The sequence below is a fragment of the Mucilaginibacter sp. GW821-FHT07G05 genome (assembly GCF_059418565.1).
This window is the reverse complement of record NZ_JBWKQC010000004.1, coordinates 205151-230995: the sequence shown is the minus strand read 5'-3', so window position 1 is coordinate 230995 and position 25845 is coordinate 205151. Positions and strand designations below refer to the sequence as shown.

Genomic DNA, 25845 nt, shown 5'->3' with positions numbered 1-25845 from the left:
ACAACATATCCGTTTACATGAACAAAAAGATAACCCTCACAATAGGGTGTTTATTTTTGTACGTCTCTTTATTTGCCCAAACTTTAGTAAGCATAAAGGGCAAAATTACCGATACTAAGGGTGCGGCAATACCTGCTGCATCCATTTTTTTCTTAAATACCAATTACGGTACATCGGCTAATAAAAACGGAGAATTTATCATAGGCAACATCCCGGCAGGTAAATATACCATAAGGGTAAGCGCCTTAGATTATGCCACCCTGAACCAAACGGTAACCATTGCCGATGGGCAAGGCGATCTTCAACTACAACTCTCCCCTGCCGACAGGCAACTCGACGCGGTAACCGTTACCGCGCAAAAGCAGGAGGAAGATCCGCAGAAACTCCCGCTTAGCATATCAACTATTTCGGCAAAAAAAGTACAAGAGTACAAGCTTTGGAATATCAGGGATATTACCGCCATTGTGCCCAACTTAAACTCGGCCAATCCCGGCGATAACCGCAATGTTACCGGTATAAGAGGTATCGCTACTACGTCGTATGATCCGGCGGTGGCTACCTATATTGATGGCGTAAACCAGTTTAGCCTTGATACCTACATAGCCCAATTGCAGGATATTGAACGGATTGAAGTGCTTCGCGGTCCGCAGGGAACGCTTTATGGCCGCAATGCCATGGGTGGGGTCATCAATATTATTACCAAACAACCCACTAATGATACACATGGCTTTGCAGGTATTGATTATGGCAACTACAATCAGCAGCGTTATAATTTAGGCTTGCGTACCCCGCTGATAAAAGATAAGTTGTTTTTAGGCGTAGCGGGCTTATTCACCCGGCAAAATGGTTTTTACCATAACGATTTTAATAATTCGCGCTTTGATGATCAGCATAGTTTTACGGGTAATTATTACTTAAAGTACCTGGCCAACTCAAAACTGTCGCTAACGCTGAATGTGAAACACGCGGCCAATCGTAACTATGGTACCTTTCCGCTGGCCATTAGTCCGGCAGATGCATTGGCTGCGCCGTTTGTGCTCAATCAAAATACCACCACGCAATTGGTGGATAATACATTTAACTCATCGCTATCGGTTAACTATAGCGGCACTCAATTTAATTTTACCTCGCAAAGCGCATATCAGTCAAACTACAGGTACTACAAAACCGCTATCGATGGCGACTTCTCTCCTATTGATGGTATATCGGTAGTAAACAATTACGGCAGCGATTGGAATAAGGTACAGGTAGGCACGCAGGAGTTCCGTTTCTCATCTCCGGCATCGTCAACCTCAACCTTTAAATGGATTGCCGGTACTTATGGCTTCTACCAATACAACCCCGTAAAACAAGGGACTTATTTTGGGCAGGATGCCGCATATATAGACCCCAACGCGGTACCCAACTCTACCTTGCTCAATATTAACACGCTAAAAAGCTACGGCGTAGCCTTCTTTGGCCAAGGTACTTACAGCATTAGCGAAAAGCTGGATGCCACCGTTGGCTTACGGTACGATTATGAGCATAAAAAACAATTCATCAATGGCCAGTTCATTATTGGTAATGATGAACCGATGATCATCCGGTCGGATACCTCTTCAAAGGCGCATTTTACCGCCCTGTCGCCAAAGGCGAGTTTGCAATATCACGTAAATACCACGAGCGATATTTATGGCTCTTATAACAGGGGCTTCCGTGCGGGAGGGATCAGCCAGCTGGCTTCCGACCCAAGCCAGGGTGCTTTGTATGCTTATAAGCCGGAGTTCAGCAACAACTTCGAGATCGGGTCAAAAAATACCTTTTTAAATAACCGCCTGCGTTTTAATGTGGCCCTGTTCTACATCAGGGTGGCCGACGCGCAGGTGCCAACGCTGATCACCCCCGAACTGCTGACCGTTACCCGCAATGCCGGTAAGCTGCGCAGTAAAGGTGTAGAAGCCGAGCTGGCATTTGCCCCGCTAAAAGGTTTGGAGGCCGAATATAACTTTGGCTATACCGATGCCAAATACACCAACCTGGTAGTTGGCGGTAATGGCACCGAAGTAAACTTAAGCGGCAACAGGCAGGTATATACCCCCAAAATAACATCAATGCTGGCGCTGCAATATGGCTACGAAATAGGCGGCAGTCAAAACATAAAGCTGGTAGCCCGTGGCGAGTGGCGTTATTTAGGTTCGCAATATTATGATCTGGCTAACCAAATAGAACAGAAAGGCTTCAGCGTGTTCAACACACGTGCGGGTATATCGAGCAAAAGGCTTGATGTGTTCTTTTGGGAATCAAACATAGGTAACAAGCGGTACATTGATTACGCGTATGATTTCGGCGCATCGCACCTGGGCACACCAAGAATATACGGGGTATCGGTGGCCGGTAAATTTTAAACCAAAAAATCAACATAAAAAAATGAGAACCCAGAGAAACTTTACCCGGCTAAACGCGATAGCGGCGTTTATTGCCTTGCTGTTTTTTACAAGTATTAATGCATCCGCGCATGCGAAACCTAACCCTAAGGTGTTGGTTTTTTGTAAAACGGCAGGCTTTCACCATGGCTCTATTGCTGTTGGTAAGGTGGCCATCCAAAAGCTGGGTGCCGAAAATAAGTTTGATGTAGATACCACTACCGATGCGCAAAAATTTACGGGCGATAACCTGAAGCAATACGCGGCGGTAATATTTTTAAACACCACCGGCGATGTATAGAATGCCGATGAGCAAACCGCGTTTGAAAAATACATTAAAGGCGGCGGCGGCTTTGTGGGCGTACATGCCGCTACCGATACCGAGTACGATTGGGCCTGGTATGGTAACCTGGTAGGCGCTTACTTTAAAAGCCACCCGGCACAGCAGGAAGCCACTTTAAACATCGTTGATGCCAACAACATTTCCACCAAGCATTTGCCGGCTCAATGGAAACGCAAAGATGAATGGTACAACTACAAATGGATTGCCGATAACCTGCACGTACTGATAAAAATTGATGAAACCAGCTATACCGGCGGCGAAAACGGCGCTAACCACCCAATGGCCTGGTACCACGACTATGATGGCGGCAGGGCTTTTTATACCGAATTAGGCCATACCGACGAATCTTACGCCGATCCGCTGTATTTACAGCACCTGCTGGGCGGTATAAAATACGCTATCGGTAAAAAGAAATAATTTTCAACTCCACTCAAAAAAACCATAACAATCCTCATGAACAGAAAAAAGTGGGTTATAGGAATCGTATGCCTTTCTGTAACCGTGTATACCTGTAAGGTATCGCAAAATACCCTGAAGCGGGATGCCGACGGAAAGATTGTGGTAAACCCCAATCCGAGCCGTAAGGTGCTGTCGCCCGAAGAAAGTTTAAAAACCATTCACCTGCCCAAAGGCTACCACTTAGAGTTAGTGGCCAGCGAGCCCATGGTGAGCGAACCAGTAGCCATAGCCTGGGACGGAAATGGCCGCATGTACGTTGCCGAATTGAACACCTACATGCAGGATGTGGACGGCACCAACGAAAATGTGCCGCTTTGCCGCATTAAACGCCTGGAAGATACCAATGGTGATGGTAAAATGGACAAGGTGACCATATACAAGGATAGCCTGTTGCTGCCGCGGATGATATTGCCGTTGGATAACCGCATATTGGTGAACGAAACTTACTCTAACAACATTTACAGCTATGAAGATACCAACGGCGATGGCAAGGCCGATGTAAAGAAACTGGTATATAAAAACGATACCAAGGATAACCGTAACCTGGAGCACCAAAAAAGCGGCCTGATCTGGAACCTGGATAACCGCATTTATGTAACCGTTGATGCCGTGCGTTATACCTTTAACGGCGAAAAACTGGTGCCCGATACACTCATCGAATCACCGGGCGGGCAATGGGGCTTGGGTAATGACGATTATGGGCGCATGTACTTTTCTGCTGCCGGTGGCGAAAACCCAGCTTTGGGCTTTCAGCAAAACCCATACTATGGCTATTTCAACAGTAACGACCAGTTTAATGAGGAGTTTCAGGCGGTATGGCCTATCATAGCTACGCCGGATGTGCAGGGCGGTCCGGAGCGTTTGCGTCCCGACAGTACACTGAATCATTTTACGGCTTGTACAGGGCAATCGATTGCAAGAGGTGATAGGCTGCCTGCGGATATAAAAGGCGACCTGTTTATTTGCGAACCGGTAGGGCGTTTGATTCGCCGTGCCAAGGTGCAGGATAACGACGGAAAGTTGTCATTGGTGAATGCTTACAACAAGGAAGAATTCATCGCTTCTACCGATATGAACTTCAGGCCGGTGAATTCTGTGACAGGCCCGGATGGTACCCAATACATTGTGGATATGTACCACGGTATTATTCAGGAAGGTAACTGGACACAAAAAGGAAGCTACCTGCGCCCGCAAATTGTAAGCAAAGGGCTGGATAAGAACATCGGCTGCGGCCGCATTTACCGTTTGGTATACGATGGTATTAAGCCGTCAAAGGTACAGCCTAAAATGCTCGACGAATCATCGGCCAAACTGGTAACCTACCTGTCATCGCCGAATGGCTGGTGGAGGGATAATGCCCAAAAGCTGTTGGTGTTGCGCAAAGATAAATCTGTAGTGCCTGCTTTAGAGGCCTTGGTTAAAACCTCAACCCTGCCCCTAACCCGCATCCATGCCTTATGGACATTGAACGGACTGGGTGCCTTAAGCAAAGAGGTATTGTTTGCCGCGTTTAATGATGCCGACCCTAAAGTGCGTAAAACCGCCGTATGGGCAAGTGAAGATTTAATGAAAGCGAATAACGATGATATATTAACGCATCTGGACGCTTTAAAGGATGATAAGGACGCGCAGGTGCGTTATCAGTTAGGGCTGTCGCTGCGGTTTAACAAAAGCCAAAAGGCACAGGATATTATTGATTACCTGCTGAAGAATGGTACAAAGGATAACATCTTTGCGCAATCGCAAAGGAGATACATCAACGTGAAGAATGAGCGTGAAGAATCGGTAAGAAAAGCACAAGCCATGATTGCCGAAGAGGGCAAACTGGTAACTGACGGAAGCGTAATATTTAAGCAACTGTGCGCAACCTGCCACGGCCAGGATGGTAAAGGCATTGTTGCCGGAGGTAAGGGTATGCCTGCGCCGCCATTGGCCGATAATAAGGATGTGAACGGAAACCCGGAACGCCTGATAAAAATACTGCTGCACGGCTTAAAAGGCCCGGTAGATGGTAAAACCTACCCCGATGTAATGCCGGCCTTGGGAGGTAACGACGATACATACATAGCATCAGTATTGAGCTACATACGTAATAATATGGGCAATAAAGCGAAAGTGGTAAAGCCTGCCGATGTTAAAAAGGTAAGGGAGCAGACCAAAGGGAGAGATAAAAATTGGACAATACCAGAACTGGATGCTAAGTAATAAAAGCATCGTATAAAAACGTAAAAAGGCTTTGGTAACTAATTTACCAAAGCCTTTTTTATATTATTGCCAACGATCGCCGCCGCCACGGTTGTTGTCGCGGTTGTAACCACCGCCACCACCTGAGCCGCCACGGTTGTAACCACCGCCACCGCCTGAGCCGCCACGGAAACCACCGCCGCCACCGCCTCTGCGTTCGCCGCCGCCACCTTTTTTATCTTCAGCTTGGCTAACCGCAATTGATCTGCCTTTAATTTCGCTTTTGTTTAAAGCATCAATAGCTGATTGAGCTTGTTCATTATCAGGCATTTCAACAAAACCAAAGCCCTTGCTTCTGCCGGTTTCCCTGTCAATAATTAATTTAGCAGAGCTAACCTCACCAAAAGGTTCAAAAAGTGCTCTTAAATCTGCTTCCTGTAACTGGTAAGGAAGGCTTCCTACGAAAATGTTCATTAATAAAGTTGAGTTTGTAAAATGAGAGTTTAGTTTGCCTGATTGTATTTTTTAATATTATCAAATATATCAATATATCTTTAACGGTGTTAATATATGCAAATTTATTGCACTTTATCTGCCGCTAACTTAAATTCTATCTTTTTTGAGCCTAAAACCCATCTTTAAGGGCTTATTCAGCAGCCTTATTGAGTGAATTTTGCCGGTTTTAGTATCGTGTTTATATTACCTTCTATTATACCTCAATATAAGAAGTAAATGCTTGGCTTGGCTATGTTGTTTTAATAATTTGTAAATTTCTTATAGTTTAAATCAATTTGATGAAATATTGCGAACCTGCTGCTGTATTTATAAGCAAATGCTCTACAATCCTGATACACTAAATTAATATAAACCACGCTCCCGCAGCTCTTTACGGCGCTGCTTTTCTTTCTCTTTCTTTTCTTCTTTAGCCGCTTTTTCCTGCTGTTTGCGTATTTCGGTACTGTCCGGTTTGTTGTCTTTTTTGTCGCTGGTATCGCGCTTGCCAAATAAACGCTGGAAGAAGTTCAGTTTCTTCTCCTGGTCTTCAACCGGCAGGGCATCGTTATTGTTATCGGTTTGCTGCAACAGGCTGTCGGCCATAACGGTATCAACCGGGGTAATCTCGCGGCGCAAACCTTCGCGCAGGCGCACATTGTAAAAACCGTAGGCACTGCTATCGCGGGCGGTTAAGCCCTTGCTGGCCATCAGGCGGCCAATAAGGTTAAAATAACCATGCAGCCCATGCCTTAAAGTGCCATCCGGCTGAAAGGCATATAGCCCCGCTTTAGGATTAGGCACTATACTGGCCAAAAAGATACTCTCACCCAGGGTAAGATCATACGGGCTTTTGCCGAAGTAAAAACGGGCAGCCTCGTTAATACCGTAAATGTTGTTTCCCCATTCAATAATGTTGAAGTACACTTCGAGCATGCGGTTTTTGCTGATGAGGCGGTTGTTTTCTATCAGCCAAACAATCAATATCTCCTCAATTTTGCGCGACAATGTTTTGTTGCGGCTCAAAAACGCGTTTTTAACCAGTTGCATAGATATGGTACTGCCGCCGCGTTTAAATTTCTTCTCTTTAAAATCGGTAACTATTGAATTGCGGATAGCCAGCTCAACAAAGCCGTTATGGCGATAGAACGAGGGGTCTTCGGCCGTCATTACCGCATTGCGCAGGTCGGGCGAAATCTGATCGAGCGGCGTAAATTCCGGGTTTGACGGGCCGATAGTATGCGGGCTCATTGCCTTGCCGCGCTCGTATGGCGTGTAAACAAAACTACTGTTGAGTTTTGTAAGATCGGTTTTGCCGTAGCTTTCAATTTTGAAATCCTGCTTATCCAGCCTCGAATCAAACTTCAGGCTATCTACCTGTTTGCTGTTCATAAAAAAGTTGAGCGAGTAGTTCAGCTTGCCCGATACCTTAATGCCTTCCAGCGATTCAAACATCCCTACCGGGAACGAATCGAACAAGTCCTGCGCGTTATGCCAGCCGGTATTTACTTTCAGCTCATATATTTTTACAGGGTTCAGTGTATATTTGATAAACGGATGCGCGGTTAGCTTTTTGAAGTGGATAACCGATGAGCTATCCAGCGACAGATAATTTTCGCCCACAAAAATATTGGCGTTGATGGACCCGTTAGGGATCACAATGTCTTTTACCGACAAGCCCGGATGGTTGATAAGCAAATTGCTTGCGCCCCAATAACTGTAAATACGGGTTTCGCCATCTTCCTGGTCAACCTTGGTTAAACGGCTGGTAATGGTATCGGCATTCAGCTTTACCTTAAATTTCTTTTCGATGATCGGCAGTTCTATCTTTTTGCCATCGGCATACAAGTGTACGTCGATGTCTTTGTCAGACGCGTGCATTTTACCCGCCAAATGCCAGGTTGATTCGCCGTTATTTACATCAATGGTTGAGGTAAGGTTGCCGTCTTTTATCAGCGCTGTTTTAGCGAACAGCTTTACCTGTGTGCTATCTTCCCTGTAAGATATGCTGAAATTTTTAAGGTCGAGATCCTCCGGAACTTTATACAATACCTCGTTGATGAGCTTGTACGACAGATCGGCCAGGTTAACCTTTGAGGTAGATGTGGTATCGGCATCCTTTTTCTTTTTGAACAGAAAGTCGAAGTTTTTAACGCCCTTAATGCTGGTGAGCTGTAAAAAACCGTTCTCCAGTGTTACATCGGCCAGCTGAATATTGCCCGCTACCAAGGGCAGCAGCTTCACTTCGAGGTTTAATTTTTTGATGCTCAACAGGCTATCGCGATCTTGCGGTACAATGGTTATATCGGTAAATGCCACCTTGCTGAGCCCTATAAAGTGGGCCGAACCTATTTTGACATCTAAATTATAATCATCTTTTGCTTTAGCCTTAGCTTTGTAAATGACTTTTTGAAGCAGGGCTTCCCGTTTAGAATAGGCGATGTATCCGCTTATTAAAGCAACTACAACAATAACGAGAAGAACTATACCAGCTATACGGATATACTTAGAGGGGATACGGCGCATTTGAAAATTTTAACCAAAACTAATCGAAATCTTTCCGCTTCAAACGTTGTTAGCAGCAAATTATTTCTGTAACAAAAGTAAACACGAAGCTGTTTTTATAAATTTGCGATAATTATAACAATAAATGATCATAACGAAAGAACAAGTTTTACAAGCCCTGAGTAATGTTGAGGAACCCGATCTGAAAAAGGACCTGGTTACCCTTAATATGATACAGGATATACATATAGATGGTACCCGCCTGAGTTTCTCGGTGGTGTTAACCACACCGGCTTGTCCTTTAAAAGCGCTTATTGAAAACGCCTGCCGCAACGCCATAGCTTATTTTATAGCTAAAGAGGTGGAAGTAAATATAAATATGACCTCAAGAGTAACAACGCAAAAGAATACCGGGGTACCGGGCGTTAAAAATATAATTGCCGTAGCATCGGGCAAAGGTGGCGTTGGTAAATCAACCGTGGCAGCTAACCTGGCACTGGGTTTATCAAAATTGGGTGCCAAGGTGGGTTTAATAGATGCGGATATCTACGGTCCATCGGTGCCTATCATGTTTGATTTGGAAGGCGCGAGGCCAATGGCGACCCAGGAGAATGGCAAAACACGCATTGAGCCGATTGAAAAATATGGCATCAAACTATTGTCGATAGGTTTCTTTACCGATCCTAACCAACCGGTGCCATGGCGCGGACCAATGGTATCAACCGCGGTAAAGCAGCTGTTTAACGATGCCGACTGGGGCGATCTGGATTATTTGGTGGTGGATTTGCCGCCGGGTACCGGGGATATCCATATTACGGTTACGCAAACCTTCCCGATAACGGGCGCGGTTATTGTTACCACACCACAAAATGTGGCGCTTGCCGATGCTAAAAAAGGGATTGGCATGTTTATGATGAATGCCATTAATGTGCCGATATTGGGCATTGTTGAAAACATGGCCTACTTTACCCCTGCCGAGCTGCCTGAAAATAAATACCATATTTTTGGACAGGATGGCGGTAAAAAGCTGGCCGAACAGCTGGAAGTGCCGTTTTTAGGAGAAATTCCGCTGGTAAGAAGCATCAGTGAATCGGGCGATGCCGGTAAGCCGGTGGTATTGCAGGATGGCAACCCTATGGCTGCCGCCTTTATTGAAATGGCCAAGCTAGTTGCACAGCAGGTTTCCATTTACAATGCCCGCGCGATAGTTGACACGAATGTTGTAAATAATTAATAACTTTACAGTTAAATAGTATAAAAATGAGTTTAATAGATCAGGTGGAAGTGGCATTAGATTCCATTCGCCCATATTTGGAGGCTGATGGCGGAAACGTGTCGATTGAAGAGATTACCCCGGATAATGTGGTAAAGCTTAAGTTGCTTGGTTCATGCGGATCGTGCCCAATGAGCATCATGACGCTTAAGGCCGGTATTGAGCAGGCTATTAAAAAAGCCGTGCCCGAAATTACCGGTGTGGAGGCAGTAAACCTAACCGACATTGACGACCCCAACGCGGTGCTTCCGGAAAACATGCGATAGTTGTTAAGTATTGTTAAATTAAACAGCTGAATAGGTTATTTGGATATTTTTGGTAAAATATTTGAAACCTTTTTTGCCCAAACGGGTACAATAAAAGAGAGATAAGCACAATTGTGATGAAGTATTTAATAGGCATATTGTTGTTATTTTGTTCTGTTGCTACGTTTGCCCAAACGCCCGAAAGGCCTTTGGTGCAATTTAGCGGGGTAACAAATAATGCTGATAGCGCCGAAGTAATTGTGCCTTATGTAAACATTACCAACGTTACCACCAGTAAGGTAATGCAGGTATCAAACTACAAAGGTTACTTCTCTTTTGTAGCGCACGAGCGCGATTCGCTTCGCTTTACATCAGTAGGTTATATGCCGGTTACCGTGGTAATACCCGATAATAGCAATAAAAGCTATACCATTAAAATAGCCCTTAAGCCGCAAATTATTAACCTGCCGGCTTTCCGCGTGTTCCCCTGGGCTACTACTGATGAGTTTAAGAAAGATTTTTTAGCCATGAAAATGGCCGATGATGATCTGGAGATAGCGCGTAAGAACGTTAGCCGAACATCCATAGTAGCATTGCAAAATACGCTTGCGCGCGATGGTCGTGAAATACAAACATCAAACGCGCAATCAATGCATAACAGGATAGTGAACACCAATTCGCTTACGCCTAACCCACTGCTTAATCCGCTGGCATGGGGCAGCTTGATCAAGCAAATATCTGATGGCGACAAAAGCCGCAGTGGCAGCAATTAATTTTAATTGCTGATTACCTGCCTTTTTTAGCCGCCGGAAACTTCATCTTATAATCAACACTTACCGCGCCTTTTGAAATATCTGTAAGCCTTTTTTGGATAAGGCGCTTGCGCAGCGGACTCAATTTATCAGTGAACAGCTTGCCTTCAATGTGATCGTACTCGTGCTGTATAACGCGTGCTGCCATGCCCGAAATGGTATCTTCGTGATGTTTCCAGTCTTCGTCGTAGTAAGATATTTTAACAGTTGGTTTGCGGTAAACATCTTCCCTTATTTCGGGGATGCTCAGGCAGCCTTCGTTAAAGGCCCACTCCTCGCCGGTTTCTTCAATAATTTGCGCGTTGATGAAAGCCTTTTTAAAATCTTTCAACTGCGGCTCTTCATCATCAAATACCGAAGCATCAATAACAAACAAACGCATAGATAAACCTATTTGCGGCGCGGCCAATCCTACACCCCTTGCACTGTACATGGTTTCGAACATATCGGCAACCAATTGCTTAATGTGAGGGTATTCATCGGGCTCAATCTGGCTGGCCTTTTTTCTTAAAACAGGATCTCCGTACGCTATTATTGGATATTTCATTCTGCAAAAATAAAAGTTTTATTCCTTAGGCTCAAATACCAATGTCATGAGCCTGTTATCATCAAAAATTTCGTTACTTATTTCAAGCACTTGCTCGGCTGTTACGGCATTTATTTTGGCAAACACCTCATCCAGTGTATCTACATAATTAAAATCGAGCAGGCTTTTAGCCATAGATATGATCAGGCTCATGCGGTTCTCTTCGGCCAGTGCTATCTGCCCGATGAATTTTTGCTTGGCCTGGTGCAGTTGCAAGGTGCCCAGTTTTTGGTCGCGTAGTTTACGCAGCTCTTTATGCACCAGCCGGGTGGCCTTATCGGCCTTCTCGCTATCGGTACCAAAATAAATGGAGAAAATACCTGTATCGGTTAACGAGGTATAGTTTGATTCAACAGTGTACGCTATACCATGTTTCTCGCGAATCTCCAGGTTAAGCCTGCTGCTCATGCCCATGCCACCCAAAAGGTTATTCACCAGCAGTAACCCGCTTTTATGATGGTGCGCCGATGGGTAAGCCTGCCCGCCGATAACGCAATGCGTTTGCGAAATGGGCTTTTGCAAAACCGATAACCCGTTGCCGTTAACAAAGGGCTGTACGCGTTGCTTTTTATTCAAGTTGGCAGGTATTGGCCCGAAATATTTTTCGGCCAGTTTGATCACCTTTTTAATATCGTAATCGCCAAACACGGCGAAGATCATTTCGTTGGTAGCGTAATTGGCGGCCATAAACTCGCGCATATCGGCTACCCCTAAGCGGCCAACGGTTTCGGGTGTGCCCAAAATGTTTTTGCCCATAGGGTGATCTTTAAAAAGCAGTTCTTCAAAATCATCCTGTATGGCTTCTTCGGGCTGATCGAGATAGGACGAAATTTCGTCCAATATTACGCCCCGCTCCTTTTCCAGTTCATCTTCGGGAAAAGTAGAATGAAACAGGATATCCTCGAAAAGATCTATCGTACGCTCTAAATGCTGGTTAAGCAGGGAGGCATGTATGCAGGTGTATTCTTTAGTGGTATAAGCGTTAAGATCGGCGCCTACCAGCTCCAGCCGGTTAAGGATCTGGTTGGTGTTGCGCCTTTCGGTTTCTTTAAAAAGCAAATGCTCAATAAAGTGCGCGAGGCCTTCTTTGTTAGCGCCTTCATCGCGCGAGCCGGCATTAACAATAAAGCAGCAATGCGTAATTGTTGAGGCTGCCTGTTTTAAAATGATGCGTATGCCGTTAGGTAAAGTATGAAGCTGGTATTCCATAATGAAAGCGCAAAGATAGCTTTTATATATGTTACAATTATTTAACTGGTTTTCGGTTGATTTATGCTATTTTAGGCGTATAATTTGCTGTGTAGCCAATACACTATTAAAACTTTTGGCTATAGCTTAACCTTGCTTTAACGCAGCACTAAACTAATTGACAATCACAATATGAAAATACAAGTAGCAGACCTTGAGTTTGAGCCATTTATAGCTTCGGATGAAATTGCAAAACGTGTTAGGGTTATTGGCGAACAGCTTAATGTTGATTATAAACATACTATCCCGCTTTTTATTGGTGTATTAAACGGCAGCTTTATATTTATTGCAGATTTGGTTAAGCATGTTACCATACCATGCGAAATTACTTTTACCAAGCTGGCCTCCTATTACGGCGGGCTATCAAGTACCGGCAAAATCCGCGATGATTTTGATTTGAACGTAAACATTGAAGGTCGTCACATCATCCTGATTGAGGATATTGTTGAAACCGGAAATACCCTGAACTATCTTATTGATAAACTGGAAGTGCGCAAACCGGCATCTATTTCGGTATGTACGCTGCTGCTAAAAAAATCGGAACTTAAAACCCCGATAGTTGAACTTAAATACACCGGCTTTGAAATTGATAACGACTACGTAATTGGCTACGGCTTAGATTACCACGAACTCGGCCGCAACCTAAAAGAGATCTACAGAAAAGTATCTGAATAACCCAATTTGCGTCATTGCGAACGTGGCGAAGCAGTCTCTACGATCGCTTACTGCGTTTATTCATCCGCTATGACCTCTAATGCGCCATTGCTTTGATCCTCACATGACAGGTTGAAAAACTGTCATTCTGAACGTTTGAAGAATCTTCTTCGCTATGCTTGTCTACGATAGATGCTTCGTTCCTCAGCATGACAGTGGAGAGGGGTTGTGAGCCATCGTCATTTTACCTCCAAAGTCCAAAAAGAATTTTAATTCTTGCAATCTCTTATGACCTTATATTTTGTGAGCTTTTATACAATTCAATATGCTCTCCTGCTTCTTTTACATATTTAACCTCGCTATAGTCAACGCTACAGACTTGCGCCAGAGTAGGGTGAGTTACAAAGATTTCATTTTGCGAAATAAATGTAGCTTCCCAGATGTTGTATATCTAAGAGATAATGTATTAGATGTAACTCCAACAATTTCAAAACATCTACCGTCCGCTACTTTTATAAAATCAAGTTTTTGAGTTCCTGTATTCTTAATATAGGAAGTATCACATGAATAAACATCTCTAAAATACTTTCCTGTGTAAATGGTGTCTCGGTTATAAGTTTCAATGTATCTATCATTAGTAATTATAATGATATTTTTGGAATCACCGTTATTTAACCATTTGCCTTTTATAGGCAATTGATGGACAAAAAGAAGATTGATTGTAAAAAAAACAATCGTTAAGAATAATAACTTCATTAAGAGCTAATAAGGGTTACAGGTTAATATTTTCTATCGCTTTATTAAAGGTTGCTTTTCTATTATCTAAACTATTTGTAGCTCCAGTTACTTTTTTCGTTACATCTTCCATTGTTGCGTTTTCTATATTTATCTTATCTAACACAACGGTCTTAAAATACCACATAGCACTTTTTATTGCATATTCAGTTATTATAGAGTATGCTATTCGCAAGAAATATAAATCGTGCTACTCACAACCCACAACTTTCAACTCACAACTCTACAGCACTCCCGTACCCACTGCAACTTCGCTCAATAACCCCACCGCTTCATCAATGCTGTTTACGGCATCGATGCTCAGGCGTAAGGTATTCTTTACCTCTTTCAAATTAGTGCGCCGAGGATTGGCCTGTACAAAGTTGAGCACCTGGCGAAAAGCTTCGGTTTCAAAGTACGGTGATTGCTGGTTGGTGATGAAATAACCCCGAAGAATATTTTTCTTCAGTGAGATCTTCTCGAAGCCGATAGCCTTGCCCAGCCATTGCAGGCGCATGGTATTCAGCAGGTCGTTCACTTGTGCGGGTATCGGGCCAAACCTGTCGTGTAATTGTTGCTGAAAGGCTACCAGTTCGGTTTCATTTTCAAGTTTGGAAAGCTCGGTATACAAGTTGTACCGTTCGGATATATTGGTGATGTAATCGCTCGGGATCAGAATTTCCAGGTCGGTATCAATTTGGGTAAAGGAAATAAAAGGACGTGGCTTATCATCAGGGAATACACCTTTAAATTCATCGTCCTTTAGTTCCTGTATAGCTTCGTCCAAAATTTTATGATACATCTCAAAGCCGATCTCGGCAATAAAACCGCTTTGTTCGGCGCCCAGCAGGTTACCGCTGCCGCGGATGTCCAGATCGCGCATGGCTACGTTAAAACCACTGCCCAAATCGCTGAACTCTTCTATCGCGCTCAGGCGTTTGCGTGCCTCGTTGGTAAGTGTTGAAAGCGGCGGACTAAGCAGGTAACAATACGCCTTTTTATTGCTTCGCCCTACACGGCCGCGCATCTGGTGCAGATCGCTGAGGCCGAACATGTGGGCGTGATTAATAATAATGGTGTTCGCGTTCGGGATATCCAAACCGGCCTCAATAATGGTGGTAGCTATGAGCACATCGTACTCGTTGCTTACAAACTTCAGCATTACATCCTCCAGCGCATCTCCCTCCAGCTGACCGTGGGCTATGCCGATACGAGCCTTTGGCACCAGTTTATGGATCATGCCGCCCAGTTGCGGCAAATCGCTCACCCTGTTATGGATAAAGAAAACCTGGCCGCCACGGTCTATTTCAAACTCAACAGCTTCTTTTATCAGCTTATCGTTAAACACATGCAGTTCGGTAACTACCGGTTGGCGGTTAGGCGGCGGGGTTGATATAATGGAAAGATCGCGCGCACCCATCAGCGAAAAATGCAGCGTACGCGGTATCGGCGTTGCCGTTAAGGTAAGGGTATCTACATTGGCGCGCATTTGCTTCAGTTTCTCTTTGGTAGATACGCCGAATTTTTGCTCTTCATCAATGATCATCAGTCCCAGGTCCTTAAACTTAACATCCTTGCTTACCAAGCGGTGCGTGCCAATAATAATATCAACCTTTCCTTCTTTAAGCGCGGCAAGGGTATCTTTTACCTGCTTGCTGGTTTTAAAGCGGTTTACATAGTCGATATTACAAGGGAAACCCTTCAACCTGTCCGAAAATGTTTTGTAGTGCTGTGCGGCTAAAATAGTGGTTGGCACCAGTATGGCCACCTGCTTGCTATCGGCCACGGCCTTAAATGCCGCGCGCACGGCTACCTCTGTTTTACCAAAGCCTACGTCGCCGCAAATCAACCTGTCCATAGGATGCGGCGATTCCATATCCTTTTTAAGATCGTTGGTGGCTTTTTCCTGGTCGGGAGTGTCTTCGTAAAGGAAGGATGCTTCCAGTTCGGTTTGCAGGTAGCTATCGGGCGAAAAAGCATTGCCATGCTGGGCTTTGCGCAGTGCGTAAAGCTTGATGAGATCGCGGGCTATGTCTTTAACTTTTTTTTTTGTGGTTTTCTTGAGGCGTTCCCAGGTATCAGTACCCAGCTTATTCATTTTGGGTACGGTACCCTCTTTGCCGCTATATTTTGATATGCGGTTCAGCGAGTTGATGTTCACATACAGCAAATCGTTATCGGCATATATCAGGCGGATCATTTCCTGCTGCTTGCCGCTTACCTCCACCTTTTCCAGGCCGGCATATTTGCCTATGCCATGATCTATGTGGGTTACGTAATCGCCGGGTTTAAGCTCACGCAGTTCTTTGAGGGTGATGGCCTGCGAACGCTGGTAGCCTTTTTTAAGCTTGTATTTATAATAACGATCAAAGATCTGATGATCGGTATAACAGGCCAGCTTTTGTTCGTGATCAATAAAGCCTTCGCGGATGGATACCGTGATAGGCGTAAACTTGGCGGTCTTGTCGAGATCCTCCAATATGGCATACAGACGTTCTATCTGCCTGGCCGAATCGGTAAGGATGTAGTTCTCAATTTTTTCGGCCTCGTTGTTTTTAAAGTTATGTATCAGCAGACTAAAATCTTTATTAAAAGAGGGCTGCGGACGCATCTCGAAATTGATACTTTCGGTAGGCGTATAAAAGAATTGTTTGCCAAACTCAACTACCGGGAAATCATGCAATTGATCGCCTATCAATTTTTCATCGGTAAAACCAAACTTAGGGTCTATCCATTCCGGGTTTTGCGCTTTTTCATCTGCCGATAAGGCTTTCCATAATTGGGTAGCTTTTTTAAAGCCGGTTTGGATGATATCCAGCGTAAACTGAACATCCTTTATCCACACTTGCGTGCCGGGCTCTACATATTCTAACAGGGAAATATTGCTTTCCGTTAAAAACTTCGATTGTACGTTGGGTACTATCGTGATGCTCTTCACCTGCTCAACCGAAAGCTGGCTCTCGATTTCGAAGGTGCGGATGGATTCGATAAAATCGCCGAAGAACTCTACCCGGTAAGGTAGGTTATGCGAAAAAGAGAAGATATCAACTATGCCACCTCTTACAGAAAATTGCCCCGGTTCATACACAAAATCAACCCGCTCAAAATCGTACTCTATCAAAAACTCATTGATAAATTCGATGCTTAGGTTATTGCTTACCGCTATTTCGAGGGTGTTTTTTTCGAGGGATGAACGGTCGATCACCTTTTCGGCAAGTGCTTCGGGATAGGTTACCACTAACTGACCAAACTCTGATGAGTGGTTCAGCTCGTTCAATACCTCGGCACGGGCAAGCACATTGCTGCTATCGGGCTGGGTAAATTCAAACGGTTTGCGGTATGATGACGGGAAAAGCAATACCTCTTTACCGGTAAAGTTCTCCAGGTCGGCCTGAAAATAGGCGGCCTCTTCGCGTTCGGGCAATACGAACACCATGTGTTTGTGCTGCAAAAAATACAATGCTACCGCCATAGCCGCATCACTGGATCCGACTAAACCACGAAGCTGTATCCTTGGATTTTTTGAGGCATTAAGCGCTGAGGCCAATGCTTTTATCCTGTCGTCAGCTTTATAACGCTCTAATATATCACGTATGTTCAAAACTGTGCAAATATACTCATTAAAGGCGTTTTAAACTATTTTAAGGCAAATTGTAGTATGTGCATAAAACAAAACCGCAACATAATTCCTTTTAATGATAATTAAATGATTAAACACGCATTGAGGCAATTTGATTTAACCTGAATTAAACTTATAAACATGAAAAACGCATTATTATCCGGACTCATCATTGGCGTATTTAGCGGCCTGTGGTTATTTATTATGTATAAAATGGGCTATAACCTTAACGATTCAAAGGTGTCGCCTTACGAATACATATCTGTGCTGATCCCCGTTATTGGTTTATTAATTGGCGTTAAAGATTACCGCGATAACTATCTTGGCGGCAACATGGGCTTTTTAGAAGGACTGGTGCAAGGCTTTAAAATACTGCTGTTTGGCGGTATAGTGGCCATCTTCGCGGCCATAGTATATATTAACTATGTGGCAGAGGGAACCAACTTTCAGGATTTCTCGGGCCGTATGTTCGGTGCATTATTAGTTGGTTTGTTAAGTGCTTTGGGTGTATCTTTACTGTATACAACCAAGTCGAACAAAGTTGATTAGAACATTTTTCTTAAAATACTTCGAACTGATATTTTGGGTTGCAGCAATCGTATCGTTAGCCATAACAGATCCGAAGGCTGAAGCCCATTTTGTTTTATGCCCCCTTAAGCTGGCCGGTATTGGCTGGTGCCCGGGCTGCGGCCTTGGGCATTCCATCGCGTTTTTGCTGCATGGCGATGTTAAAAACTCCCTGCATGCCCACTGGCTGGGTATACCAGCACTCGTTATAATTGTATACCGTATTTATACTTTGATAAGACTGCGCTTTGCGCCAATAGGATTGGGTGAAGGAAGTTTTTCGCAGAATCCTCCTTTTTAATTTACTCACCCCGACTACGCTGCGCTGGTCGACCCTCTCTTTGCAAGCAAAAAGAGGGTGGTAAAGAGGTGAAAGCTGAAAGGTAAAAGCCAAAGGCTTTACAAAAACCCTTCTTTGCGCAGCAGAGAAGGTGGTCGGGCGAAGCGAAGACCGGATGAGTAACCTATACAACAAGCCTTAAGCCTAATCATATTAACCTATTCAGCGCAGTTTCACCGTTAATTACCCCGTCGGTTAATATTTCACCGCTAAAATTGCCTTTTTTACCGATTTGTTTAAATAGCTGGCCTACTTTAGGTTGGCTAATTTAGTGGGCTGATGTACCTTTATATCATTAAACAACACCACTAAAACTGAAAACGATGAACATGTACCAAAACCCATACTATGCATTACCAGGCATTACCCCAGAAGAGGGAATGTTTTTGCAACAAGCAGTAGCTGAATTTAATGAAGAGCAAAAAGCTTATTTCTTTAATGTGTATGCTACTAAAAGAAAAAGTCCGCAGGATGTGATGTTGGTAACATTACTTGGCTTTATCTGGATATCAGGCGTGCAACGCTTTATGCTTGGCCAGATAGGAATGGGCTTGTTATACCTTTTCACCGGCGGTTTGTGCTTTATAGGTACCATTGTTGATTTGGTGAATCACAAAAGCCTTACTAACGATTACAACAAACAAATGGCTTACGAAAGCTTCCAGATCACCCAGATGTACGGCAATAACGCGCCTAAATTTTAACCGTAGCCGAAAGGCAATCTATCATATATATGATGCGGGCAGTATAACGATACTGCCCGCATTTTTTGTTTTTAAGATAAAAGCGAATTAAGCTCCCGGTATCTGCTCGATAATTTCTGCTGCTGTTCCGCTTTCCCCTATTCGCGGGAAAATGTATTTCAGGCTGCGGTCGTGTGCTTCGATGGCGATATCTGTCATGGCATCGGTAGCGAAGGTTACGTTATAACCCAATGCGCTGGCCGAATGTGCGGTGCCTTCAACCCCTAAACTGGTTGCTACGCCGCCTAATACGATGTTGGTGATGCTGCGCTCTTGCAGTATCTCATGCAGGCCGGTTTCGTGGAATGCGCTCCAGGTTTTCTTTACTATAAAAATATCGGTTTCGCGGGGCTTTATGCCGGGTGCTATATCCAAAGCGCCATCGGGTGCCGGGGCAGTATTTTGTTTTGCATCCTTGCGGGCATGCGTCCATGGCGCACCATAGGTATCAACGGTTACAATTACTACCGGCAAAGCCGCAGTATGAAAGGCGTGCATTAACTCGGCCGATCTTTTAATAATGTCGTCAATTGGGTGTACTGTAGGATAGGCTACAATGTTATTTTGCAGGTCTATCAGTACCAAGGCGGTGTTTTTATCAATTGCAGTAATCATGTTGTTTTTCTATTTGTAGTGTTATGCGGGTACGGCAGCTTGTATCTCCGGTTCAACTATGGGTATACCTGCCGCCGGTTTGTTTGATTTTTCTTTTTTGATAAAGTACAAGTGAGCTGCGCCTATCAGCAGGGCTATAATACCTTCGGCCAATATGGTGTTTTGAGCCCCGATCTTTTGTGATGCCGCGCCGATAATAAGCCCGCCCAATGGCTGCATCCCGAAGAAGGCCATAGCGTAAAAACTGATCACCCGTCCGCGCATTTCAGGCGCAACGGTGGTTTGTATCAGCGTATTGCTAATGGTGATCTGCGACATCATACCGAACCCTCCAATTGCCGAGAATAACAATGCCAGCGGATAGTTGCTTTCGTGCGAGAACAGCACCAACCCTGTGCCGAAGATGAGCGTATTGATGGCCAATATCAGTTTCAGGTTGCGGCCGGGCTTTAGCGAAGCGAGGAAAATTGCACCCGAAAACGCGCCTAATCCGATCAGGCTATCAATCACTCCGAAGGTAGATGCAGTACCCTTAAAAATATCGCGGGCATACACGGGTATCAATGTACCATAAGGCAATACGAACAAGCTGATCAGCCCGAGCATCAATAGTAGGTAGCTGATAGATGGCGTGTTCTTTATATAGGTAAACCCTTCCTTCAGTTCTTCAAATACTTTTTTAGTGTGCGGCACGGCTACGTATTTTGGCAAACGCATCATCATCAATGAACCTATAACGGCTATAAAACTCACGGTATTCAATCCGAAACAAACATCGTCGCCCCATTTTTCTAATACCAAACCGGCAATGCCCGGTCCTATAAGTCGGGATAGGTTAACCATAGATGAGTTGAGTGCAAGGGCATTAGGCAAGTGCGCTTTATCATCAATCATTTCGTACACAAGCGATTGCCTTGCCGGCACATCAAAGGCATTGATAATACCCAGCACTACGCTCAGCGCTATGATTTCCCAAACACTATAATGTTTAAAAAAGATAAGCCCGGTTAACAGCAATGCCTGCACCATAGAGGCAATTTGTGTTATCATGAGCAGCTTGTAGCGGTTGTACCTGTCGGCCACTACACCGCCCAGAAACGAGAAAACGAAAGAAGGGAAAAGGCTGGCAAACAAGGTTAGCCCCAGCATAAATTTTGAACCGGTTAGGGCGTAAACCACCCAGCTAACCGCTGTTTTTTGCATCCACGTACCAATAAGCGATACCGACTGCCCGAAGAAATATAACCTGTAATTGTAACTTTTAAATGCGTTGAATGTGTTAATGTTGCTCATTGTGTCTCAATTCCCTCTCTCGGTAATTGGGCCTTTCCCCAATTATTCATAGTCAATAATTTTTGTTAATGGTGCCATTGCCCGGCTAAGCAATTCCCGCTCTTCATCGGTACATACTTCCGTAATAGCCTTGAAAAGCCATTCTTCACGTTCATGCCTTACACGGTACAGCATGTCCTGCCCCAATGGCGATAGCGAAATGTATACCTTACGCTTATCGGTTGTTGATGCTTCGCGGATAATGCAACCCAGCTCAAGCAGGTGGTTTAGTATTTGCGACATGGATTGCGTGGTGATCTTTTCCGAAGCGGCCAGCTCGCTCGGCAGCATTTGCTTGTGCTGATCGAGCAAGGCAATAACCGACCGCTCGGTAAGCGATAGCGAAGAGCCTGTTTCCGACTTTTTACGCAGCTTTTTAATCAGCCTCGTAGTGGTGGTTCTTATTTGCGATGCCAGTTGATGGCTTTCCTGTTCGTTCATTATGCAATATTGTAAAGAAAACTTATAAGTTTACCTTACAAATATACGTGAGCTTTAAATTTTTATTGTCACAGGTGTTTCATTATCGTTGGTTGAAGTGTATGATTCGGAATGTGTAATGCCGAGTAGATCCTTCGTCAGCAAACAGCTTTGGGCGAAAGCGGGCAGAACTTTGTTGGCCAGGAGCGCAAAGGCGGGGCGTAGGAACTTGTTGCATGTGGGGTGGAAATGAGTGGCGGGGCAAAAGTTCCAGCCCTAAGTTCTGTACGTTTTGCAGGGAAGGCCCTGTGCGGCAAAGAAGCCTTTTGCTGGACAAGCCTTTTGTTACTTTTCGGCTCAAAAGTAATGGTGCACTGCGCCCAAGAGTAGGCTTCCTTGAATATTAAGTACAAGCCAAACAAATGACGAATAGAATTGACCCGCTGCTTCTAACTACAATAGTTTCCTCGCATGATTAAAGCAAATACATAAATAATTTCACATCCTACAAACGATACATTCCCTTTTATACTAATTTAGTTGAATGAAATTAGCCGAACTGATCAACTACCTGGAAAGCTTTGCGCCGCTGGCCTACCAGGAAGATTATGACAATGCCGGACTTATTGTGGGGAATGCCGGTAAGGAAATTACCCAGGCGCTCATCTCTTTGGATTGTACCGAGGCCGTGGTTGATGAGGCCATAGCTACCGGCTGCGAAGTGATCATTTCTCACCATCCTATCGTTTTTCGCGGGTTGAAAAAATTTAACGGGCGTACGTACGTGGAGCGCGTTGTTGAAAAAGCCATTAAGCATGATATTGCCCTGTATGCCATCCATACCAATTTGGATAATGTGATAGGCGGGGTAAACACGCGCATCTGTGAAACCCTGGGTTTAAAAAACCTGCACATCCTCGCGCCTAAAAGCGGCTTGCTCAAAAAGCTGGTTACTTACGTGCCCCTTGCCGCGGCAGAGGAAGTAAAAGACGCGCTGTTCGCCGCTGGCGCAGGCGATATCAGTAACTACAGTGAGTGCAGTTTTAATGTAGAAGGCACCGGCACATTTAAGGGCAACGAAGATACCAACCCCTGCGTGGGCGAACCCGGTACAAGGCATCACGAAAGTGAAGTGCGTATAGAAACCATTTACCCGGCCGCTATAGAAAGCAAGGTCATCATGGCGCTGATATTATCTCACCCATACGAGGAGGTGGCTTACGATCTCTACAACCTAACTAACAGGCATGTGCAGGTAGGCTCAGGTATGGTTGGTGAACTGGATGACAGCGTGAGCGAAGAATATTTTTTGAGGCAGATAAAAGAAAAGATGCAAACCGGTGTTATAAAGTATACCGAATTACGGGGCAAGCCCGTAAAAAAAGTAGCTGTTTGCGGAGGTGCCGGAGGCTTTCTTTTAAAGCAGGCCATTGCCGCCGGAGCCGATGTTTTTGTAACAGCCGATTACAAATATCATGAGTTTTTTGATGCCGAAGGAAAAATAGTGATTGCCGATATCGGACATTTTGAAAGTGAGCAATTTACACAACAATTATTGTTTGATATTATTCGGAAAAAATTTGCTACCTTTGCCCTCCGTTTAACAACGATAAATACGAACCCCGTCAAATATTTTATTTAATGGAACAAACCGTTGAACAAAAGCTTAAGGCTTTATATGAACTCCAGACTATCCACACCAAGATTGACAGAATACGTCAGGTGAGGGGTGAACTGCCTGTAGAAGTTGCTGATCTTGAAGATGATGTTGCAGGCCTTGAAACCCGTATACAAAAATTAAAAAGCGAGCTTGATGATGTAGAAGATGATATTGTAACCCGCAAAAACCTGATTAAGGATGCGCAGGCCAACATCAAAAAATACGAAACCCAGCTTAATGAGGTAAAAAATAACCGCGAGTATGATGCTATTTCTAAAGAGATAGAAATACAAGGGTTAGATATACAGGTAAGCGAAAAGAAAATCAGGGAGTATGGCTACGAAATAGCTACCAAAACCCAGGTTTACGAAAAAGCCCTTGCCGACCTTGACGTTCGCAAAAGCGACCTTGATGGTAAAAAATCTGAATTGGGTACTATTACTGCCGAAACTGAAAAAGAAGAAGCAGAATTAGTAGACCAGGCTGAAAAAGCGCTTCCAAACATTGAAGAGCGTTTATTGATCGCTTACAAACGTCTGCGTCAAAATGCGAAGAACGGTTTGGCAGTAGTAACTATTCAGCGTGATTCATGCTCAGGTTGCTTTAACCAGATCCCGCCTCAGCGCCAGTCAGACATCCGTCAGCGCAAAAAAATTATTGTTTGCGAGCATTGCGGCCGTATCCTGGTTGATGAGCAAATGGCTTTGGAAGCTGAAGAAACAGCCTAATTGCAACACCCATATAATATACCAAAAGCGCCCTAAAGGCGCTTTTTTGTTTTTAACCAATCGGTAATTGAGCTTTTACTATCCTTTCGTTGTCTCTATAATGATAATACGGCTTTTGCTTTTATTAAATACCACAATGGTGTGGGTTTTTTGATGGTCGATGGTTTTGCCTACGGCAATATCCACATCGCTAAGGGCTTCCTTTTCCTGGCCTTCACGTATAAAGAAGGCATTATCTCTTAGAGTGGTATAACCGTGGTTGCCGTTCATAAAATAATCTTCAACCGCTTGTTCGTTATCGGCATTGTAGCCCAATATGTAGCTTACCCTGCTTTCGTTATTATTGGCATTGCTTTTAATATTAACGTTGTTCAAATTTACCTTCAGTCCCGGGCAATATTTGGCCAGTTTCTCTTTGCTTTCGGTAAACAGGGCGCAACCTGAGTACAATACGCAGGGAATAAGAAACAGGATAAGGTTTAGTGAGTGCTTTTTTAAATGGATCATGTGGGTTTAAATTATTGTGTTGTGTTTGTTTTTTAGACGGTAGTAAGCAGAAGTTATTACAAGCGCGATAAAAAAAGCGGAGATGGCGGATACGATGACATTTCCGGCCAACAGCATAGTATGGGAGATTGCGAAACGCGCAACAAGAATAAACAGGGTGATAGCTATCACGGATAACCAATACCCAAAGATCGGCCTTTTGATGGTGAGTAACCCAACAGGCAGTTTCCATATAGCATATAGAATGATGAGCAGTCCTAATAAAGAACTTACATGCTGCACTACGTTATACATATACAAAGTGGTATGGTTTATTATAGTAAGCGGAATAGAAAGCGCCGGAATATGCGCCACAAAATATCCGGATTCATGAGTAAAGCCATCCCATAAAATATGGCTTATCGCGCCCAGCAAAATACAGAATGCTGCGATGATTACATTTGAAAGGCTAAAGGGTGTGGTATTTTTCAATAAAGAAAAACGCTTGTTAAGAAATCCGGGTAGGTGGTCAATCAATACGTTCTTGACTAATGTCAGATAGATTAGCAGCACGATGAGACCAACCGGCAGATCAAACCATATTAAGCCTGCCCAGGTATGGCTGTAGATACTGAAGATGCGCATCCTGATGAAATACTCAAAATCGGGCGCCATACTGCCAATAACCAGTGCCGATACAGACACCACGCGTTTAGGTAAATAGCCCAAAGGCAAAACAATAGCCGGGTGACAAAAGGTAAAAGGCATATCACTAATATACAATCATTATATGCACTGTATGTAATGACCGCTAACAATCAATCTAAATCTATTACTTTAGCCCACATGCTTAAACAAAGGCTCATCTTTTTAGCGCTTACTATGGCCACCATAATTATTGGCTTGCTCTCCCGGCATTACACCGCTTTTCCTTTGTTTGTAGGCGATATTTTGTACGCTTTGATGGTTTACTTTATTGTACGCTTTCTGTTTCTTAACGCGCCCGTAAAATATGTTGCGATAACAGCACTGGTGTTTTGCTATGCCATTGAGTTCAGCCAGCTTTATCAGGCTGAATGGATAAACGATATCAGGCACACACTATTCGGCAGATTAGTACTCGGCGCAGGATTCTTATGGAGCGATCTGTTGTGTTATACAGTTGGCGTAGTTACAGGCATTTTGATCGATGTGCGGTTGGTACGGAAGAAGTAGGCGACCTAATGGACTGAACTGACAGACATTCATCAACTTATAGTTGCTCCCCCTAATCAAGGCAATCCCCTAATCCCATAAATCAAGGTTAGATCAAGGTCAAATCAGGGTTAAAAAAAGAAGTCCCTGCACTGTTAGGTGCA

Annotated in this window: 23 protein-coding genes and 1 pseudogene; 13 read left to right on the top strand and 11 right to left on the bottom strand. The window is 44.1% G+C overall.

Annotated elements, in window-relative coordinates; genetic code table 11:
* The first annotated feature begins 17 nt into the window (after positions 1 to 17).
* The 3 genes and pseudogenes from AC07NA_RS12380 (at position 18) to AC07NA_RS12370 (ending at position 5409) form a co-directional block, all read left to right on the top strand.
* Positions 18 to 2384: a TonB-dependent receptor gene (locus tag AC07NA_RS12380; RefSeq protein ID WP_494897865.1), complete on the top strand. Its 2367-nt coding sequence runs from the start codon at positions 18 to 20 to the stop codon at positions 2382 to 2384.
* A pseudogene (locus AC07NA_RS12375) lies at positions 2317 to 3162 on the top strand (ThuA domain-containing protein). Before AC07NA_RS12380 ends, AC07NA_RS12375 begins: the two are co-directional and overlap by 68 nt.
* A gap of 36 nt (positions 3163 to 3198) precedes the next feature.
* The gene (locus AC07NA_RS12370) at positions 3199 to 5409 is read left to right on the top strand and encodes a DUF7133 domain-containing protein (protein WP_494897864.1); all 2211 of its coding nucleotides are present in this window, start codon (positions 3199 to 3201) and stop codon (positions 5407 to 5409) included.
* A 63-nt stretch (positions 5410 to 5472) separates the two neighbouring features.
* On the opposite strand, the gene rbp is transcribed toward AC07NA_RS12370, so the two are convergent.
* Positions 5473 to 5862, bottom strand: coding sequence for an RNA-binding regulator (rbp, locus tag AC07NA_RS12365; RefSeq protein ID WP_494897863.1), 390 nt, complete (start codon positions 5860 to 5862; stop codon positions 5473 to 5475).
* A gap of 384 nt (positions 5863 to 6246) precedes the next feature.
* Positions 6247 to 8406, bottom strand: a complete 2160-nt coding sequence (locus AC07NA_RS12360; RefSeq protein WP_345214291.1) for a transglycosylase domain-containing protein — start codon at positions 8404 to 8406, stop codon at positions 6247 to 6249.
* A 124-nt stretch (positions 8407 to 8530) separates the two neighbouring features.
* Between AC07NA_RS12360 and AC07NA_RS12355 the strand changes: the two genes are divergently transcribed.
* The 3 genes from AC07NA_RS12355 to AC07NA_RS12345 all read left to right on the top strand — a co-directional run bounded on the left by AC07NA_RS12355 (position 8531) and on the right by AC07NA_RS12345 (position 10676).
* Complete coding sequence (locus AC07NA_RS12355; protein WP_494897862.1) at positions 8531 to 9619, top strand: Mrp/NBP35 family ATP-binding protein; 1089 nt, start codon at positions 8531 to 8533, stop codon at positions 9617 to 9619.
* Between the two features lie 26 nt (positions 9620 to 9645).
* Positions 9646 to 9924, top strand: coding sequence for a NifU family protein (locus AC07NA_RS12350; protein WP_345214293.1), 279 nt, complete (start codon positions 9646 to 9648; stop codon positions 9922 to 9924).
* Positions 9925 to 10040: 116 nt separating this feature from the next.
* On the top strand, positions 10041 to 10676 hold the full coding sequence (locus tag AC07NA_RS12345) for a peptidase associated/transthyretin-like domain-containing protein (protein ID WP_345214294.1): 636 nt from the start codon (positions 10041 to 10043) through the stop codon (positions 10674 to 10676).
* 13 nt (positions 10677 to 10689) lie between these two features.
* Here AC07NA_RS12345 and def read toward each other — a convergent pair whose 3' ends face one another.
* Complete coding sequence (gene def, locus AC07NA_RS12340) at positions 10690 to 11262, bottom strand: peptide deformylase (protein WP_345214295.1); 573 nt, start codon at positions 11260 to 11262, stop codon at positions 10690 to 10692.
* An 18-nt stretch (positions 11263 to 11280) separates the two neighbouring features.
* Positions 11281 to 12510: a M16 family metallopeptidase gene (locus AC07NA_RS12335; RefSeq protein ID WP_494897861.1), complete on the bottom strand. Its 1230-nt coding sequence runs from the start codon at positions 12508 to 12510 to the stop codon at positions 11281 to 11283.
* Positions 12511 to 12681: 171 nt separating this feature from the next.
* Between AC07NA_RS12335 and hpt the strand changes: the two genes are divergently transcribed.
* Positions 12682 to 13224 carry a hypoxanthine phosphoribosyltransferase gene (gene hpt / locus AC07NA_RS12330; protein ID WP_345214297.1) on the top strand — a complete coding sequence of 181 codons (543 nt, stop codon included), beginning with the start codon at positions 12682 to 12684 and terminating at the stop codon, positions 13222 to 13224.
* Between the two features lie 378 nt (positions 13225 to 13602).
* Here the strand turns inward: hpt and AC07NA_RS12325 are convergent, their stop codons facing one another.
* Together AC07NA_RS12325 and mfd are read right to left on the bottom strand one after the other, a co-directional pair.
* The gene (locus AC07NA_RS12325) at positions 13603 to 13959 is read right to left on the bottom strand and encodes a hypothetical protein (protein ID WP_494897860.1); all 357 of its coding nucleotides are present in this window, start codon (positions 13957 to 13959) and stop codon (positions 13603 to 13605) included.
* Positions 13960 to 14221: 262 nt separating this feature from the next.
* Positions 14222 to 17578, bottom strand: coding sequence for a transcription-repair coupling factor (gene mfd, locus AC07NA_RS12320; protein ID WP_494897859.1), 3357 nt, complete (start codon positions 17576 to 17578; stop codon positions 14222 to 14224).
* A 159-nt stretch (positions 17579 to 17737) separates the two neighbouring features.
* Between mfd and AC07NA_RS12315 the strand changes: the two genes are divergently transcribed.
* The 3 genes from AC07NA_RS12315 (at position 17738) to AC07NA_RS12305 (ending at position 19207) form a co-directional block, all read left to right on the top strand.
* Complete coding sequence (locus AC07NA_RS12315) at positions 17738 to 18145, top strand: DUF4199 domain-containing protein (RefSeq protein WP_494897858.1); 408 nt, start codon at positions 17738 to 17740, stop codon at positions 18143 to 18145.
* Positions 18138 to 18464 (top strand): DUF2752 domain-containing protein, encoded by a 327-nt coding sequence (locus tag AC07NA_RS12310; protein ID WP_494897857.1) that lies wholly within the window; start codon positions 18138 to 18140, stop codon positions 18462 to 18464. The genes AC07NA_RS12315 and AC07NA_RS12310 overlap by 8 nt, the downstream gene beginning before the upstream one ends.
* 362 nt (positions 18465 to 18826) lie before the next feature.
* Positions 18827 to 19207, top strand: a complete 381-nt coding sequence (locus AC07NA_RS12305; protein WP_345213538.1) for a TM2 domain-containing protein — start codon at positions 18827 to 18829, stop codon at positions 19205 to 19207.
* Positions 19208 to 19294: 87 nt separating this feature from the next.
* On the opposite strand, the gene AC07NA_RS12300 is transcribed toward AC07NA_RS12305, so the two are convergent.
* From AC07NA_RS12300 to AC07NA_RS12290, 3 genes are read right to left on the bottom strand one after another with little or no spacing between them, the layout of a single operon-like run.
* Positions 19295 to 19861, bottom strand: a complete 567-nt coding sequence (locus AC07NA_RS12300) for an isochorismatase family protein (protein ID WP_494897856.1) — start codon at positions 19859 to 19861, stop codon at positions 19295 to 19297.
* Positions 19862 to 19882: 21 nt separating this feature from the next.
* Entirely contained in the window at positions 19883 to 21154 is a 1272-nt protein-coding gene (locus tag AC07NA_RS12295; RefSeq protein ID WP_494897855.1) for an MFS transporter, read from the bottom strand.
* A gap of 42 nt (positions 21155 to 21196) precedes the next feature.
* Entirely contained in the window at positions 21197 to 21634 is a 438-nt protein-coding gene (locus AC07NA_RS12290; protein ID WP_494897854.1) for a MarR family winged helix-turn-helix transcriptional regulator, read from the bottom strand.
* 523 nt (positions 21635 to 22157) lie between these two features.
* Here AC07NA_RS12290 and AC07NA_RS12285 point away from each other — a divergent pair.
* Positions 22158 to 23255, top strand: a complete 1098-nt coding sequence (locus tag AC07NA_RS12285) for a Nif3-like dinuclear metal center hexameric protein (protein ID WP_494897853.1) — start codon at positions 22158 to 22160, stop codon at positions 23253 to 23255.
* Positions 23255 to 24001, top strand: a complete 747-nt coding sequence (locus AC07NA_RS12280; RefSeq protein WP_345213533.1) for a zinc ribbon domain-containing protein — start codon at positions 23255 to 23257, stop codon at positions 23999 to 24001. The genes AC07NA_RS12285 and AC07NA_RS12280 overlap by 1 nt, the downstream gene beginning before the upstream one ends.
* Positions 24002 to 24079: 78 nt before the next feature.
* Here AC07NA_RS12280 and AC07NA_RS12275 read toward each other — a convergent pair whose 3' ends face one another.
* Entirely contained in the window at positions 24080 to 24508 is a 429-nt protein-coding gene (locus tag AC07NA_RS12275; protein ID WP_494897852.1) for a hypothetical protein, read from the bottom strand.
* 6 nt (positions 24509 to 24514) lie between these two features.
* Positions 24515 to 25255: a DUF4184 family protein gene (locus AC07NA_RS12270; RefSeq protein WP_494897851.1), complete on the bottom strand. Its 741-nt coding sequence runs from the start codon at positions 25253 to 25255 to the stop codon at positions 24515 to 24517.
* Between the two features lie 78 nt (positions 25256 to 25333).
* On the opposite strand from AC07NA_RS12270, the gene AC07NA_RS12265 reads away from it, so the two are divergent.
* Complete coding sequence (locus AC07NA_RS12265; RefSeq protein WP_494897850.1) at positions 25334 to 25702, top strand: ribosomal maturation YjgA family protein; 369 nt, start codon at positions 25334 to 25336, stop codon at positions 25700 to 25702.
* Positions 25703 to 25845: the final 143 nt, after the last annotated feature.